Below are 14,853 nucleotides of genomic sequence, written 5' to 3' on the forward strand. Positions count from 1 at the left end.
TGGGCGGACTCTGGTCAACCCGCCCATGAGGCTAGGAGACGCCCTCGTAGGGGTCGCGGATCGTGTGACGGGCGGAGGCTGTGGCCAGAACGTCCTGCGGGTAACTGGAGCCGGGCACGTAGTAGCGGCCTTTGGTATTACCGACCGGGGTCAGCAGATCCCGGCGCATGAGGTGCTGCATATCGCGTTGGGCTTGTTGCTCGCTGATTCCCTCCGCCTTCTCGTAGCGGGAGCGGCGGACCCGGCCGGTCATGGCGACTTCGTGCAGGGCGGTGATCTGGCGTTCGGTGGCGCCGAGCACGTCCCGCTGCTCATCGAGCTGGATCCAGCACCTGTTGGAGCGGTTCACGCGGTGCTGCACACTCTGGGTCTGCTCGTGATAGGCGCGCAGGTTGAACCGTATCCACGGGGCGGTGTCCCGCTTCGGGCTGTAGACGGGGCCGCCGACCTCGCGGAGCACCCGGTAGTAGTCCCAGGTGTGACCGGGCATCCCCAACCAGGCCTCGATGGAGGAGAACTCAGGGGCGAGAACACCTTCTCGGGCGATCAGGAAAGTCTGCAAGGAGCGGGACATGCGGCCGTTCCCCTCGGCCCACGGGTGGATCTTGACGAGGTTGAAGTGGGCCATCGCGGCGCGGACGAGTGGGTCGGAGTCGGTGTCACCGGTGTTGAGCCAGTCCACCAACTCGCCCATCAGTGCGGCCACGTCGTCTTCGTGCGGGCCCTCGTACTCCGTGGCGTGGGGGTCGCCGACGGCGGTGATGAACACCGGTCCCCGCCGCCACTGGCCCGCAAGCTTGCGAGGGTGGTGGTGGCCCTGCAGCATCCAGTGCAGGGCGTTGAGCAGGCCCTTGCTGTACTGGAAATCGGGGGCGTCGTGCAGTGACTGGATGTAGGACATGGCCTGCTGATAGGCGACGGTCTCCGCACGGTTCGCCTCGGTGACGTCCACCTTCTCCTGCGCGTCATCCATGAGGTCGGCGACGTCGCGGGCATCGACCTCATAGCCCTCGATGGTGTTGGACGCGGCGATCGCCGAGGCGGTCAAATGGCGTCGCAGATCGAGGGTCCATTTGGTGGGGGCCTGCTGCACGGAGTGGCGCAGCGTGCTGCGCATGTCGGCGACCTCGGCCAGGACGCGGTGGTCGGCGGGGGAGAGGTGCGGCGTTCCGTACAGCATGACGTAATGATACCCAAACGGCGTCATTCTGTCGAAGGCTGGTGAGGGGGCCTACTGCGCGGTGGTCGGCGGCTCCGTCGGCCAGCGGTCCGTCAGTTCCTCCGCGTACACCTGCGAGAGCGGCTGCGGGCCCACGTACTGCTGGCAGTTGCACTGCCCCGCCTCGTAGCGATCTGCTGCGCGGGGTCATTGTTCCCCACCGGCACGGGGGAGGACAGGCGGCACGGAGAGCAGGAGTGATGCGCATGACGGAAAACGCGTACGACGTACGGACACGCCCGGCCACGGCCGGCCCGTGAGCCCGCCCCGGCGGCAGGTCAGATGATCGGCGGGCGGCCCAGCCGCGTCATCCGCCACACCGTCGACCAGCGCATCGGGTGCCGCTCGCCGCACGGGGTGCGTACCCCCTCCGCGAAGCCGCCCGCCCAGGCGCGCAGGCCCTTGGCGTCGCGGGTGCGGGCCAGGGTGAGCAGGGTCCAGGTGCCCAGGTAGGCCGGGACCAGGGGGAGGGGCAGGTTGCGGCGGGCGAGCCAGACGCGGTTGCGGGCCGTCATCCGGTAGTAGACCGCGTGCCGGGCCGGGCTCGTCTTCGGGTGCTGGAGCAGCAGCTCGGGGTCGTACTCCACCTTCCAGCCGGCATCCAGCGCCCGCCAGGCGAGGTCCGTCTCCTCGTGGGTGAAGAAGAACTCCGCGGGCCACAGACCCGTCTGCGCCAGCATCTTCATGGAGAACGCGTGGCCGCCGCCGAGGAAGGCCGTCACCGGACCGCCCCGCATCGGGTCGCCCGCCCGCAACCGGGGCACATGGCGGCGCTGGGTCTCGCCGGTCTCGTCGGCGATCCGGAAGCCGACGATGCCGAGCCGGTCGTCGGCGGCGAAGTGGTCCTGGACCCGCCGGAAGACGTCCTTGTCGACCAGGAGCCCGTCGTCGTCCAGCTCGATGACCACGTCCACGTCACCGATCTCGGCGAACCGGCGCAGCCCCTCGTTCCGGCCGCCCGGGCAGCCCAGGTTCTCCGGCAGCTCGATGGTGGTCACCCCGCCGTCGAGGTCCTCCAGGCCGGGGGTGGCGGTGTAGTCCGGCAGCTCCGTCCCGTTGCCGATGATCACGAGCCGGGTGGGCCGGACGTCCTGCATGGCGACCGACGCCAGCAGCGCCTCGACCGCCTGCGGGCGGTCCCCCATGGTCACGATGGATACGCCGATGCGTGGTGCGGACAAGTTCGGTACTCCTGGAGCTCGGCTGCCGTGCGGTTGCCGGTCGGCGGCGGTGCCCGCGATCGTAACGCCTCGGTGTTCAGTTCGAGGCCACCGCCCGGCCATCCACCGGCCCGTCGCTGTTCAGGAGCCCGTACACGGCCATGTCCCGGCGCTCGTCGCCCACCTGCTGCCAGCCGCGCAGCAGCCCCTCGTGCCGGTAGCCGACATCCACGGCGATCCGGGCGGACGCGGTGTTCCAGGGCTCGATGAAGAGCTGGAGGCGGGGGATGCCGAGGTCGCGCAGGGCCCAGCCCGTCACCGTACGCAACGCGGCGCGGGTGACGCCCTGGCCGCGCCCGTAGGGGACCATCCAGTACCCGATCGATGCCCGGCCCTCCGGCAGATCGCGCAGCCAGAGCCCGATGGCGCCCACCGGGCGCCGGTCCCGGGAGCGGACGATGGCGAACGGATACCCGGCACCCGTGGCCGCCCGGTCCCACTGCCTGCGGACGAACTCCTCGGCGGCCCGGTCCGAGTAGCGGGACGGGACCGTCGTGATGAGGGGGATGTACGGGTCCTGCGCGGCCTCGCGGATCAGGGGCAGGTCGCTCATCTCCCAGGGACGCAGGACGAAGTCCGGGCCCGCGGACATGCTCGGGACGGTCAGCGGATCGGGGCGGGGCGGGGCCTCCGCGTCGGTGCCGTCGGGGCCGGTGCCGGACCGGACGTCCGCGTCGGGGGCGGTGCCGGGGGGCGAGTCGCGTTCGGGGCCGTGGCCCGGGCCGGTTCCTGGGGGCGTGTCGTGTACGGGACCTGGGCCTGGGATCGTGTCGCGTACGGGGTCGGGGCCGGGCTGGGGATCAGGCGCGGGGGCAGCCATGTCCGCATCCTCCCGCTATCGGGCCGGTTCCGCCCGTCGGCTGGTGAGGGCCGCGGCGGTCCCGGCTGGGGTATTCGTCCGGTGAGGGCCGCGGAGGCCCTGGGCGGCGACCGGCTTCACGGTGCCCGGAGGGGCGTCGATAAAGTGCTGGAATGATATTCAGCAAGGCCGGGTTCGGGGGAGCGGTCGCGGACTTCGAGGCCGCGGTGGTGGCCCAGGACGCGAAACGGTCCGGCAAGGCGTTCGTCCGGCTGCAGGAGACCTTCGGGCAGGCCAAGGAGGCGGATCTGCTGGACGGCGGGCCGCGCCTCGCCGCCGTACTGGAGCAGGTCCCGCCCGGCCCCCGTGCCGTCGTCGCCGTCCTCGTCGGGGCCTGCGTGGAGCGCGGCGCGGACGCCGAGCGCTGCGCCCCTGGCGTACGGGCCGGGCTGCGGGCGGCACTTGAGGCCGCCGCCGCCTTCGCCGAGGCGTGGGCGGCGACCGGCGGCGGCCCGTTCCCCGTACCGGACGCGGGCGAGCCGGGCGAGGAGATCGTCGAGCGGACGGGGTTCGACGCGGCGGTCGGCTGGTGGACGCTGCCCCAGTGGGAGATGGCGGCCGTGGCGCTGCTGAACCACCGGGCCGTACGTGCCGGGGTCGGCGGCGGCGACCGGGATGAGCTGCTGCGGCTGCTCACCGCCGTGGAGCAGGCGTCCGGACGGCAGTTCCGGTCCCTCGGCCACGCCCTCCGGGTGCTGGACGACGAACCGCTCGTCGCCCTCCACCGGACCACCGGCACCGGCTACGCCCTGCGGTTCTTCGGCATCGGCGACAACTTCCAGCTGCACACCCTGCTCGCCGACGCGCTCATAGGCGGCGGCCATGTGGAGGGCCACGCCCCCTCGCCGCAGGAGGTCGCCGTCTGCCGGGAGACCCCGGGCCAGGTGGACACCGTGGGCTCCTTCGACCTGACCGCCCCGGACGGCGGCCGGCTCTGGAACGAGGGCGCCCCGGCGGACATCCCCGTGGTCGACGGCGTACGCCTGCTGGTGCTGGACGAGCCGTCCTACCGGCGGTCCTGGCCCGCGGGCCGCTTCTTCCCGGGCATGCGCGGGGACGTCATCCTGGAACGCGCCCTCGAACCGGAGGAGACGGAGCGCTGGTTCGCCCATGTCTTCCCGGCCAAGGAGCTCACCGGCTGACCCTGGCCCGTTCCGTACGGATCAGCCGATCAGCGGATCAGCCGATCCTGGTTCCCGTGCCGCTCACCCGGACCCGGTCGTCCCCGGCGCGCAGCTCCACCGTGAGGGTGCCGGGGCGGCCCATGTCCACGCCCTGGTGCAGGGTCAGGACAGCGGCCTCCGGGACGAGCCCCAGTTCCCGTACGTACGCGCCGAACGCGGCCGCCGCCGCCCCCGTCGCCGGGTCCTCGACCACCCCGCCCACCGGGAACGGGTCCCGGACGTGGAAGACCTCCGGCGCCTCGCGCCACACCAGTTGCAGGGTCGTCAGGTCGAGCCGGCGCATCAGCGCCTCCAGCCGGGCGAAGTCGTAGGCCAGGTCCGCGAGCCGCTCACGGGTCGCGGCGGCCAGCACCAGGTGGCGGGCGCCCGCGTAGGCGATCCGGGGCGGCAGGGCGGGGTCGAGATCGGCGGCCGGCCAGTCCAGGGCCGCCAGCGCCTCCGCGAGGTCCGCCGTGCCGATCTCCGTGACCTGGGGGACCACGCTGGTCAGGGTGGCCCGCAGCTCGCCGCCCTCCCGGACGACGGTGACCGGCACCTGGCCCGCGGCCGTGGCGAACTCCAGCGCGCCCGGTCCGTCCCGCTCGGCCAGCGCGACGGCGGTGGCGACCGTGGCGTGGCCGCAGAACGGCACCTCGGCCTTGGGGCTGAAGTAGCGGATGGTGTACGCGCCTTCGCCGGTCCGCTCGGTGAGGAACGCCGTCTCGCTGTAGCCCAGCTCCGCCGCGACGGCGAGCATCCGCTCCTCGTCCAGCCCCGACGCGTCCAGGACGACCCCCGCCGGGTTTCCGCCCTCGGGGTCGGCGGAGAAGGCGGTGTAGCGCAGGATCTCGGGGCGGTGGCCGGGGCGGTGGCCGGTGCCGTGACCATGATCAGGTGTCATGGAGCTGTCCAACTCTGCCGCCGCTCCCGGCATTCCCGCCGGGCTCCTCGCCGTACGGCTGCCGCAGCCCCCCGGACCGCGGCAGCCCCACCAGCACGGCGACCGGTTCAGCGACCGGTGCGGCGACCGGTTCAGCGACCGGTCAGTGGCAGTTCTTGACGCCCTTGTTCTTCGGCGTCGACTTCCCCCAGGAGCAGGAGTCCTGGAGCTTGCCGTTCGGCTTGATCAGCCGGGCCTTGTCGCCGGTGTTGTTCCAGACGTACGAGCCCCGGTTCCAGTGCACGGTGCCCGCGACGTTCTTGCCCTTGCCGGTGCGGACCTTGACGGTCTTGCCCGCGCCGATCGTGTAGCTGCCGAAGGTGTAGGTGTAGCCGGTGTTGTCCTTCACCTTGTAGCCCTTGAGCTGGACCTTCTTCTTGCCGTTGTTGTGGATGTTCACCCACTCGGCGTTGAGCGACTTCTTCGACCGGTCGTCCTTGCCGGGACCGTCGTACTGGATGGTGCCGAAGTGCAGCCCGCCCTGGTGGGCGGCCGCCGTGGCCGGTGCCGCCGTGGCGAGGAGCGAGCCGGCCAGGGCGGTGGCGGCGGCCAGGGCGATCGGCGCAGCGGTGCGTATGCGCATGCGGTGTTCCTTCTGTGTCGTCCAGGTGAAGGTGTAACGAGATGTGATCATACGGTCAGTGCGCGCTTCCTCACCCGGGAGTGAGGAAATCGGCAAAGTCGGTCCACCGAAGTCGTGTTCGTGCAGAAGTGATCACATCCGAAGCGTCCCCCTCACCCCCGTCCCACGTACGGCATGTTCGTCGCCATCACCGTCAGGAACGGGATGTTCGCCTCCAGCGGCAGCTCCGCCATGTGCACTACGGTCCGCGCCACATCGGCCGCCGCCATCACCGGTTCCACCGCCAGCTCACCGTTCGCCTGGAGGATGCCGGTCTGCATCCGCTCGGTCATCTCGGTCGCCGCGTTGCCGATGTCGATCTGGCCGCAGGCGATCCGGTACGGGCGCCCGTCCAGCGACAGCGACTTCGTCAGCCCGGTGATCGCGTGCTTGGTCGCTGTGTAGGCGACCGAGTTCGGGCGCGGCGCGTGGGCGGAGATGGAGCCGTTGTTGATGATCCGGCCGCCCTGCGGGTCCTGCTCCTTCATCAGCCGGTACGCCGCCTGCGCGCAGAGGAACGCCCCCGTCAGGTTCACGTCCACCACCGCCCGCCAGTCCGCCGCCGCTAGGTCCTCCAGCGGTACGCCGCCGGGGCCGAAGGTGCCCGCGTTGTTGAACAGCAGGTCCAGCCGGCCGAACCGCTCCCGTACGGCGGCGAAGAGCGCGCCGACCTCGTCCTCGTCGGTCACGTCCGTGGTGACGCACAGCGCGTCCGGGGCTCCGGCCGTGGCGGCCGTCTCCGCCAGCGGTTCCGCCCGCCGCCCCGCCAGCGCGAGCGACCACCCCGCGCTCGCCAGGGCGAGCGCGACGGCCCGCCCGATTCCCGAACCGGCACCCGTGACCACAGCGACTCGTTGATCAGTGTTCATGGCCCGGCAGCGTACGGGAGAGGTCGGTGCACAGGGCACGCGGTGCTCATCGACCCGCCATGCGGATGTTGTGCACGCGACAACGGCGCGTCGTGCGCCGGCGGTGCGCTGGATTCCGACAGCATCCGGCAGCATCCGGCAAGCGAGGGGCATATGACAGCCGCACAGACTTCTACGGCGCCCGGCCAGGGTGTCCGAACCGTCCGAACCGTCCGATCCGCCGAACTCACCACCGCCACCGGCCCCTTATCCCGGCCCGGAGGCCTGGACCGCCGCCGGCTGCTCACCGGGGCGGGAGCCGTCGCCGCGCTCGCCTTCACGATGAACCTGCCCGCCGTCGGCACGGCGAGCGCCGCCGAGCTGGACGCCCGCCGGATCACCGAGAACCCCTTCACCCTCGGCGTCGCCTCCGGCGACCCGCTCCCCGGCTCCGTCCTCATCTGGACCCGGCTCGCGCCCCGCCCCTACGAGCCCGCAGGCGGCCTCCCGGCGAGCCGCGTCCAGGTGGCCTGGGAGCTCGCCCACGACGAGGGATTCCGCCGCATCGTGCGGCGCGGATCGGTCACCGCCCACGCGGAGTTCGCCCACAGCGTCCGCGCCGACGTCCAGGGACTCGACCCCGGCCGCGGCTACTTCTACCGCTTCCGCACCGGCAGCTGGACCAGCCCGACCGGCCGCACCCGCACCGCGCCCGCCGCCGGGACCCGTAACAGCTCCCTCACCCTGGCCGCCGTCTCCTGCCAGGCGTACCACGACGGGTACTTCACCGCCCACCGCCACCTCGCCGCCGAGGACGTCGACGTGGTCTTCCACCTCGGGGACTACCTCTACGAGTACGCCGTCACCGCCACCGGCGGCGCCCGCAACTACACCGACCGCCGCCTCCCCGCCCACTACAACCGCGAGACGGTCACCCTGGAGGACTACCGGCTGCGCTACGCCCTCTACAAGTCCGACCCGGACCTGCGCGCCGCCCACGCCGCCCACCCCTTCGTCGTCACCTGGGACGACCACGAGACCGAGAACAACTACGCGGGCGACATCCCCGAGAACGACGTCCCGCCCGAGGAGTTCCTGCTGCGGCGGGCCTCCGCGTACCGCGCGTACTGGGAGAACCAGCCCCTGCGCACCCCGCAGCGCCCCACCGGCCCCGACATGCGCCTCTACCGCCGCCTCACCTTCGGCCGGCTCGCCCAGTTCGACATCCTCGACACCCGCCAGTACCGCAGCGACCAGGCGTACGGGGACGGCTGGCGCACCCCGGGCCCGGAGTCCGAGGACCCGACGCGGACGATGACCGGGGCCGCCCAGGAGCGCTGGCTGATCGACGGCTGGCGCGCCTCGGACGCCACCTGGAACGTCGTGCCGCAGCAGGTCACCTTCGCCGAGCGACGCGATGTGCCGACCGCCGCGTACAAGCTCTCCATGGACGCCTGGGACGGCTACCCGGCCTCCCGGCAGCGGGTGCTCGCCGGGGCGGAGTCGGCGGGCGTGGAGAACCTGATGGTGCTGACCGGTGACGTGCACGTCTCGTACGCCTTCGACCTGAAGAAGGACTTCGCCGACCCCGCCTCCCGGACCGTCGGAACCGAGATCGTCACCACGTCCATCTCCAGCGGCAAGGACGGCGCGGAGCGGCCCGCCAACTGGGAGAACCAGACCCGCGCCAACCCGCACATGAAGCACTACAACGGGCGGCGCGGCTACGCGGTCGTCACCCTCACGGAGAAGGAGGCGCGCGCCGACTTCCGTACGGTGTCCGCCGTCACCACCCCCGGAGCGCCGGTCACCACCGCCGCCTCCTTCGTCACCGAGGCGGGGAACCCGGGGCTGACACCGGCCTAGGGGGTGTCAGCTCACTGGTCCGCCGGGTAGCGGACGCCGATGCGGTCCCGTACCGCGTCGAGCGTCCGCATCACGGAGAGGGTGCCCTCCAGCGGTACGAGGGGGGACTCCGTCTCACCCGCCCGGACCGCGCGCATCACCTCGGCCGCCTCGTACTGCATGCCGGACAGGCCCTCCGGCCCGGGCCCCGAGGTGACCGTCTCCGGCTCCTTGCCGGGCCGGTGCAGTACAAAGCGGTCCGGGTGGAAGAAGTCGCGCGGGAGATCGATCCGGCCCTCCGTGCCGATGACGGTGGCCGCTGTCGGGTGGTGGCCGACGATCGAGCAGGAGAGCAGCGCCGTCGCGCCCGACTCCCAGCCCAGCAGCATGCCCGTGTTCAGGTCGACGCCCTCGGGGGAGAGCAGCGCGTCGGCCTGGATGCGGTCCGGCTCACCGAGGAGGAGGTGGGCGAAGGAGACCGGGTAGACACCCAGGTCCAGCAGCGCCCCGCCGCCCAGGTCCGGGTCGCGCAGCCGGTGGCCGGGGGCGAAGTCGCCCGCGAAGCCGAAGTCCGCCTGCACGGTACGGATCTCGCCGATCGCCCCGTCCCGCACCAGCTCGGTCAGCCGGCGGACCACCGGGTTGAGGTAGGTCCACATGGCCTCCATCAGGAAGAGGTTGTGGTCCCGCGCGAGGCCCACCAGCTCCTCGGCCTCCCGGCTGTTGAGCGTGAACGCCTTCTCGCACAGCACATGCTTTCCGGCCTTCAGCGCGAGCGCGGCCGCCGCGTGGTGCGCCGAGTGCGGGGTGGCCACGTACACCACGTCCACCGCGTCGTCGGCGACCAGCTCCGCCCAGCTCCCGTAGGCCCGGGCGATCCCGTGGCGCTCGGCGAAGGCCCGCGCCGAGGCCTCCGTACGCGAGGCGACCGCCACCACCTCGGCGCCCGGCAGCGCCTGTACGTCCGCCGTGAAGGTCGCGGCAATGCCGCCCGTCGCCAGAACACCCCAGCGCACCGTCTCGCCCATGCCCGCCACCCCGCCCAGCCCGAAAAAGGTATCGACCACTCCGGCCGAGCTGAGAGCATAGATGCGGATTCAACGATGTGGAGACGAGAATGCCGGACAGCGGCGGCAGCCGGGCCCAGCGAGAACACATACCCACCTCCGGGACCGGTCCCGGAACCGACAGCGCGCCGCTCACCCCGCGCGGGGACGCCGGCGCCCTCTCCGTCGACCCGGGTGCCCCGCAGGTCACCGCCCCCGCCGGCCTCCCGGCGGCCCCGGAGGCAGGCGGCCTCACCGCCCCCGCCGTCAAGGCCGCACGGCGCACCGGATTCCTGGTCACCATGGTCCTCGGCGGGCTCACCGCCCTGCCGCCGCTCTCCATGGACATGTACCTCCCGGCGCTCCCCGCGGTCACCGACTCCCTCGCCGCCCCCGCCGCCACCATCCAGCTCACACTGACCGCGTGCCTGGCCGGAATGGCGCTCGGCCAGCTCGTCGTCGGACCGATGAGCGACCGGTGGGGCCGCCGCAGGCCGCTGCTCCTCGGCATGGTCGTCTACGTCATCGCCACCGCGATCTGCGCGCTCGCCCCCTCCGCCGAACTCCTCATCGGCTTCCGCCTCCTCCAGGGACTCGCGGGCGCCGCGGGCATCGTCATCGCCCGGGCGGTGGTGCGCGACCTCTACGACGGCGTGGAGATGGCCCGGTTCTTCTCCACCCTGATGCTGATCTCCGGCGTCGCCCCGATCATCGCCCCGCTGATCGGCGGCCAGGTGATGCGGTTCACCGACTGGCGCGGCATCTTCGTCGTCCTGACCGGCGTCGGCATCGTGCTCACCCTCGTCGTCTGGCGGTGGCTGCACGAGACCCTGCCGCCCGGCAGCCGCCACACGGGCGGGGTCACCGACGCCCTGCGCACGATGCGCGGGCTGCTCGCGGACCGGGTCTTCGCCGGCTACATGATCACCGGCGGGCTCGCCTTCGCCGTCCTGTTCGCCTACATCTCCGCGTCCCCCTTCGTCGTGCAGGAGATCTACGGAGCCTCGCCGCAGACCTTCAGCCTGCTGTTCGGCCTCAACTCGATCGGCCTGATCGCCGTCGGCCAGATCAACGGCAAGCTGCTGGTGGGCCGGATCAGCCTGGACAAGGTGCTCGGCTTCGGTCTCGCCGTGATCGTGCTCGCGGCGGTGGCGCTGCTGCTGATGACCACGGGTGTGTTCGGTGAGGTCGGGCTCGTGCCGATCGCGGCCGGGCTCTTCGTGCTGATGTCGGCGATGGGTGTGGCGATGCCCAACACCAACGCCCAGGCGCTGATGCGGACCAAGCACGCGGCGGGCTCGGCCTCCGCGCTGCTCGGCACGTCCTCGTTCCTGATCGGGGCGATCGCCTCGCCGCTGGTCGGGATCGCGGGCGAGGACACGGCCGTGCCGATGGCGGTCGTGCAGGTGGTGTGCGCGGTGGCGGCGGTGGGCTGCTTCCTCGGGCTGTGCCGGCCGTGGCAGCGGGCGGGACGCGAGGCCGGCGGGCTGTAGCCCGCTGCGGCGGGTCGGTCCGTAGGCGGGTTGCGGATCAGCCGGGTCCGCTCCTGCGGGGTCGGTCCGCGGGTACCCGATCAGCGGCGTCCGCTCCTGCGCATCAGTCCGTACGCGGGTACCCGATCAGCGGCGTCCGCTCCTGCGCATCAGTCCGTACGCGGATACCCGATCAGCCGCGTCCGCTCCTGCCGGTCCGTCCAGCGGAACACCCCGACCCCGGTCGTCTCCAGACCCGGCAGCCGGGCGTTGCGCGACAGCTGCTCGACCGTCCAGTCCGCGAAGTCCACCGCGACTGGCAGCCCGCCCCCGGAGAGCGCCTCCGAGGCGTCGCGCGCGTTCTCCGCCCCGTACGCGATCCCGTCGTCCGTCACCGAGGCCAGCGCCAGATGGCTGGAGCCGTCCTCCTCCTCGAAGCAGTGGCCCCGGCCGCCCGCCAGGTCGAAGGCCAGGTTCCCGGCGATCAGGTGGTCGCCCGAGGGGGAGAGGACGGCCTGCGGGTAGCGCCCCGGTTTTATGGCGGGCCGGTGGCACTCGACCGAGACCAGCGGCTTGCCGGTCACCGTGTCGTGCACCGTCCACAGCTCGTGGGTGGCCGCCCGCTTGGCCTTCTTCCCCAGGGCCCACTTCGCCAGCACCCGGTCCCCGGCCACCGACGTCACCACGCCGCTGCCCCGGTCGGCGCCCCGGGGCGCCACGTTCCGGCTGAACCAGCCGCCGCGCACCCAGAACTCCCGGGCCCCGCCGACGAGCAGGCCCGCCGCCGTCTGCCCGTACACCTCGGTGAGCTGCTTGCAGGCCGGGCAGCCCTTGGGGTACTTCAGCTCGTCCGCGCTCAGCTCGGAGACCGTGCCCGTGATCGGGTCGACCAGCGTGCTGTTGGCCTTGCCGTCGCTGATCACGATCTCCGGGCCGTTCGTGTCGACGTCCGGGGCGCCGGACCACGGCACCTCGACGCGCTGCCGGGCGCCGTCCGTCACGTCGTACACGTCGAGGGAGACGAAGGTGGACGCCGGGGTCAGCCCGTCGCCGGCCTTCCCGTACGACCAGGTCACGAAGTACTGCCGGTCGCCCGCGGTGACCGTGGCGAGCCTCGGGTAGTGCAGCGGGTCCGGCGGCCGCCAGGCCTGGCCCTGCCAGCCCAGCCTCCCGGTGGCGGTGTCGACGGTGCGCAGCCGGTACCGGTCGCCGTTCAGCCGCTCCAGGTAGGCGAGGCGGCCCGTCGCGTGGGAGACGGCGACCTCGGGGGAGGAGCCGATGATCTCCCAGCCCCGGTCGGTGGCGTACTGCGGCGGGACGGTGAGCCGGGTGACCGGCCCCGCGCTCGGCATGACCCGCTTCACCGGGACGGCGTCCTTCTTTCCCTGGCTCTCCGGGTTGCCGCCGCAGGTGGCCAGGAGGAGGAGCAGGGCGAGGAAGACCACCCCGCCGACCAGGGTCAGCCGCACGGCCTTCTGTCTCATGGCTCCCCCGATGGACCGAACCCGGTCTCGTGGCCTCTTCCGGTCTCTTCCGGCCTCTTCCCGATCTCGCGCGGGCCAGCGTAGCAACCACCTTCTGACCGCGTGGAGTTCGCGGAAAACCTGTTCCGGACCGGTGACGCGGACCCGCCGCGGGGACCCCGTACCCCTCCCGGCCCGGGCCGAGCGGAAGGCGGCCGAGGCTTCCCCCGCCGCCTACAATTCGCCGGTGAACGTCACCCTCCCCACCGCCCAGTCCCTGCGCGCGGCCCTGGCCGGGCTGCTCGACGGGCTGCCGCCGAAGCAGGCCGCGCAGGCCGTCGACCGGCTGATCGCCAGCTACCGCGGGGAGACCCCGACCGGCGCCCCGATCCTGCGGGACCGCTCCGACGTCGTCGCGTACGCCGCGTACCGGATGCCCGCCACCTTCGAAGCCGTACGGTCCGCCCTCGACGCCCTCGTCGGGGCCGCGCCCGACTGGGCGCCCGCCACCCACACCGATGTCGGCGGCGGCACGGGAGCGGCGAGCTGGGCGGTGGCCGGGGCCTGGGAAGGGGCGGCGACCACCGTCCTGGACTGGGCCGAGCCCGCCCTCGCCCTGGGCCGCGAACTGGCCGAGGCATCCGGGGTGCCGGGGCTGCGGGAGGCCCGCTGGGAGCGGGCCCGGATCGGCGCGGCGCTGGAGCTGGCACCGGCGGACCTGGTCACCGTCAGCTACGTACTCAAGGAGCTGACCCCCGAGGCCAGGACCGGGCTGGTCGACGCGGCCGCCGGGGCCGGGCAGGCCGTGGTGATCGTGGAGCCCGGCACCCCCGACGGGTACGGCCGGATCATCGAGGCCCGCGACCGGCTGATCGCCGCCGGGCTGCGGATCGCCGCCCCCTGCCCGCACGACGACGCCTGCCCGATCGCCCCGGGCACCGACTGGTGCCACTTCTCGGCCCGGGTCAGCCGCTCCTCGCTGCACCGGCAGGTCAAGGGCGGCTCGCTCAGCCACGAGGACGAGAAGTTCAGTTACGTCGTCGCCACCCGCTTCCCCGCCACCCCGGCGCCCGCCCGGATCACCCGCAAGCCACAGCTCCGCAAGGGCCAGGTCCTGCTGGAGCTCTGCACCCGCGACGAGGGCCTGTCCCGCTCCACGGTCACCAAGCGCCACGGCGAGCTGTACCGGGCGGCCAGGGACATCGCCTGGGGCGATCCCTGGCCGCCGGAGGGCGGGGAGGGCTAACCCCGCAGCTCCTGCGTGCAGCACTTCACGCTGCCGCCGCCCTTGAGCAGCTCGCCCAGGTCCATCGGGACCGGCTCGAAGCCCCGGTCCCGGAGCGGATCCAGCAGCCCCGTCGCGGCCTGGGGCAGCAGGACGTGGCGGCCGTCGCTGACCGAGTTGAGGCCGAACGCCGCCGCGTCCGCCTCCCGGGCGAGCAGCGCGTCCGGGAAGAGCCGGCGCAGGACGGCCCGGCTGCCGGGGGAGAAGGCGTCCGGGTAGTACATGATCTCGTCCGCCGCCGCGTCCAGCACGCACAGCGCGGTGTCCAGGTGGTAGTAGCGCGGGTCCACCAGATCGAGGCCGATGACCGGCAGCCCGAAGAACTCCTGGGCCTCGTCGTGCGAGAGCGGGCTGGAGCGGAAGCCGCGCCCGGCCAGCAGGTAGGAGGCGGTGACCGCGAAGTCGCCCTCGCCCTCGTTGACGTGGTCCGGCTCCCGGATGTCGGTGAAGCCGTTCTCCCGGAACCACTCGCGGTGGGCCTCGGCCTCCTCGAACCGCTCCCGGTACGCGAACAGGGCGCCGAGCACCCGCCCGCCGATCACCGTGGCCCCGTTGGCCGCGAAGACCATGTCCGGCAGGTCCGGGCGGGGGGTGAGGAGCTCGACGGTGTGGCCGAGGGCGCGGTAGCGGTCGCGCAGGTCCTCCCACTGGGTCTGGGCCAGCGGCAGGTCGACGGGTTTGGACGGGTCCATCCACGGGTTGATGGAGTAGGTGACCCGGAAGTGCGTCGGGGCGCACATCAGGTAGCGACGAGGGATGGCGTCACGGTTCAACTGGGGCTCCTCGCGAACGGCGGCCGGGGCCGCGGAACGGTGGGATGCGCACGGTCTGCGCGTGAGCCCATGGTGCGCCGTGCGGGCGAGATCCGCAG

12 protein-coding genes and 1 pseudogene are annotated in these 14,853 nt (G+C 72.6%); 4 read left to right on the forward strand and 9 right to left on the reverse strand.

All coding sequences use genetic code 11. From position 1 onward, the window contains the following. Nucleotides 1-31: 31 nt before the first annotated feature. From R2B67_RS27050 to R2B67_RS27060, 3 genes are all read right to left on the reverse strand, one after another. Nucleotides 32-1,180, reverse strand: coding sequence for a Fic family protein (locus tag R2B67_RS27050; protein ID WP_317821692.1), 1,149 nt, complete (start codon nt 1,178-1,180; stop codon nt 32-34). Between the two features lie 317 nt (nt 1,181-1,497). Next, on the reverse strand, nt 1,498-2,400 hold the full coding sequence (locus R2B67_RS27055; protein WP_317821693.1) for a glycosyltransferase family 2 protein: 903 nt from the start codon (nt 2,398-2,400) through the stop codon (nt 1,498-1,500). Nucleotides 2,401-2,476: 76 nt separating this feature from the next. After that, entirely contained in the window at nt 2,477-3,259 is a 783-nt protein-coding gene (locus R2B67_RS27060; RefSeq protein ID WP_317821695.1) for a GNAT family N-acetyltransferase, read from the reverse strand. Nucleotides 3,260-3,411: 152 nt separating this feature from the next. Here R2B67_RS27060 and R2B67_RS27065 point away from each other — a divergent pair, with 152 nt between their 5' ends. Then, nucleotides 3,412-4,440 carry a hypothetical protein gene (locus R2B67_RS27065; protein ID WP_317821696.1) on the forward strand — a complete coding sequence of 343 codons (1,029 nt, stop codon included), beginning with the start codon at nt 3,412-3,414 and terminating at the stop codon, nt 4,438-4,440. Between the two features lie 37 nt (nt 4,441-4,477). Here R2B67_RS27065 and R2B67_RS27070 read toward each other — a convergent pair whose 3' ends face one another. The 3 genes from R2B67_RS27070 to R2B67_RS27080 all read right to left on the reverse strand — a co-directional run bounded on the left by R2B67_RS27070 (nt 4,478) and on the right by R2B67_RS27080 (nt 6,892). Continuing rightward, nucleotides 4,478-5,362: a PhzF family protein gene (locus tag R2B67_RS27070; RefSeq protein WP_317821697.1), complete on the reverse strand. Its 885-nt coding sequence runs from the start codon at nt 5,360-5,362 to the stop codon at nt 4,478-4,480. Between the two features lie 142 nt (nt 5,363-5,504). Further along, nucleotides 5,505-5,984: a lamin tail domain-containing protein gene (locus tag R2B67_RS27075; protein ID WP_018511785.1), complete on the reverse strand. Its 480-nt coding sequence runs from the start codon at nt 5,982-5,984 to the stop codon at nt 5,505-5,507. A gap of 152 nt (nt 5,985-6,136) precedes the next feature. Next, the gene (locus R2B67_RS27080; protein WP_317821699.1) at nt 6,137-6,892 is read right to left on the reverse strand and encodes an SDR family oxidoreductase; all 756 of its coding nucleotides are present in this window, start codon (nt 6,890-6,892) and stop codon (nt 6,137-6,139) included. Nucleotides 6,893-7,045: 153 nt separating this feature from the next. Between R2B67_RS27080 and R2B67_RS27085 the strand changes: the two genes are divergently transcribed. Further along, nucleotides 7,046-8,737, forward strand: coding sequence for an alkaline phosphatase D family protein (locus R2B67_RS27085; RefSeq protein ID WP_317821700.1), 1,692 nt, complete (start codon nt 7,046-7,048; stop codon nt 8,735-8,737). A gap of 11 nt (nt 8,738-8,748) precedes the next feature. Here the strand turns inward: R2B67_RS27085 and R2B67_RS27090 are convergent, their stop codons facing one another. Beyond that, nucleotides 8,749-9,744 (reverse strand): Gfo/Idh/MocA family protein, encoded by a 996-nt coding sequence (locus R2B67_RS27090; RefSeq protein WP_317824965.1) that lies wholly within the window; start codon nt 9,742-9,744, stop codon nt 8,749-8,751. Nucleotides 9,745-9,833: 89 nt separating this feature from the next. On the opposite strand from R2B67_RS27090, the gene R2B67_RS27095 reads away from it, so the two are divergent. Beyond that, nucleotides 9,834-11,255, forward strand: a complete 1,422-nt coding sequence (locus R2B67_RS27095; RefSeq protein WP_317821702.1) for a multidrug effflux MFS transporter — start codon at nt 9,834-9,836, stop codon at nt 11,253-11,255. A 149-nt stretch (nt 11,256-11,404) separates the two neighbouring features. Here R2B67_RS27095 and R2B67_RS27100 read toward each other — a convergent pair whose 3' ends face one another. Beyond that, nucleotides 11,405-12,718: a hypothetical protein gene (locus R2B67_RS27100; protein ID WP_317821704.1), complete on the reverse strand. Its 1,314-nt coding sequence runs from the start codon at nt 12,716-12,718 to the stop codon at nt 11,405-11,407. 226 nt (nt 12,719-12,944) lie between these two features. On the opposite strand from R2B67_RS27100, the gene R2B67_RS27105 reads away from it, so the two are divergent. Beyond that, nucleotides 12,945-13,943, forward strand: a complete 999-nt coding sequence (locus R2B67_RS27105; RefSeq protein WP_317821706.1) for a small ribosomal subunit Rsm22 family protein — start codon at nt 12,945-12,947, stop codon at nt 13,941-13,943. On the opposite strand, the pseudogene ddaH reads toward R2B67_RS27105, so the two are convergent. Continuing rightward, a pseudogene (gene ddaH, locus R2B67_RS27110) lies at nt 13,940-14,776 on the reverse strand (dimethylargininase); the annotation flags it as partial. The gene R2B67_RS27105 and the pseudogene ddaH overlap by 4 nt on opposite strands. Between the last annotated feature and the right edge of the window lie 77 nt (nt 14,777-14,853).

This window comes from Streptomyces cyaneofuscatus (genome assembly GCF_033109485.1).
Classification (GTDB): Bacteria; Actinomycetota; Actinomycetes; order Streptomycetales; family Streptomycetaceae; genus Streptomyces; species Streptomyces cyaneofuscatus.

What these genes read in the sequence shown, in the direction of transcription:
- R2B67_RS27050 (WP_317821692.1), bottom strand. Translation starts at nt 1,180, where the DNA reads ATGCTGTACGGAACGCCGCACCTCTCCCCCGCCGACCACCGCGTCCTG.
- R2B67_RS27060 (WP_317821695.1), bottom strand. Translation starts at nt 3,259, where the DNA reads ATGGCTGCCCCCGCGCCTGATCCCCAGCCCGGCCCCGACCCCGTACGC.
- R2B67_RS27065 (WP_317821696.1), top strand. Translation starts at nt 3,412, where the DNA reads ATGATATTCAGCAAGGCCGGGTTCGGGGGAGCGGTCGCGGACTTCGAG.
- R2B67_RS27070 (WP_317821697.1), bottom strand. Translation starts at nt 5,362, where the DNA reads ATGACACCTGATCATGGTCACGGCACCGGCCACCGCCCCGGCCACCGC.
- R2B67_RS27075 (WP_018511785.1), bottom strand. Translation starts at nt 5,984, where the DNA reads ATGCGCATACGCACCGCTGCGCCGATCGCCCTGGCCGCCGCCACCGCC.
- R2B67_RS27080 (WP_317821699.1), bottom strand. Translation starts at nt 6,892, where the DNA reads ATGAACACTGATCAACGAGTCGCTGTGGTCACGGGTGCCGGTTCGGGA.
- R2B67_RS27085 (WP_317821700.1), top strand. Translation starts at nt 7,046, where the DNA reads ATGACAGCCGCACAGACTTCTACGGCGCCCGGCCAGGGTGTCCGAACC.
- R2B67_RS27090 (WP_317824965.1), bottom strand. Translation starts at nt 9,744, where the DNA reads ATGGGCGAGACGGTGCGCTGGGGTGTTCTGGCGACGGGCGGCATTGCC.
- R2B67_RS27095 (WP_317821702.1), top strand. Translation starts at nt 9,834, where the DNA reads ATGCCGGACAGCGGCGGCAGCCGGGCCCAGCGAGAACACATACCCACC.
- R2B67_RS27100 (WP_317821704.1), bottom strand. Translation starts at nt 12,718, where the DNA reads ATGAGACAGAAGGCCGTGCGGCTGACCCTGGTCGGCGGGGTGGTCTTC.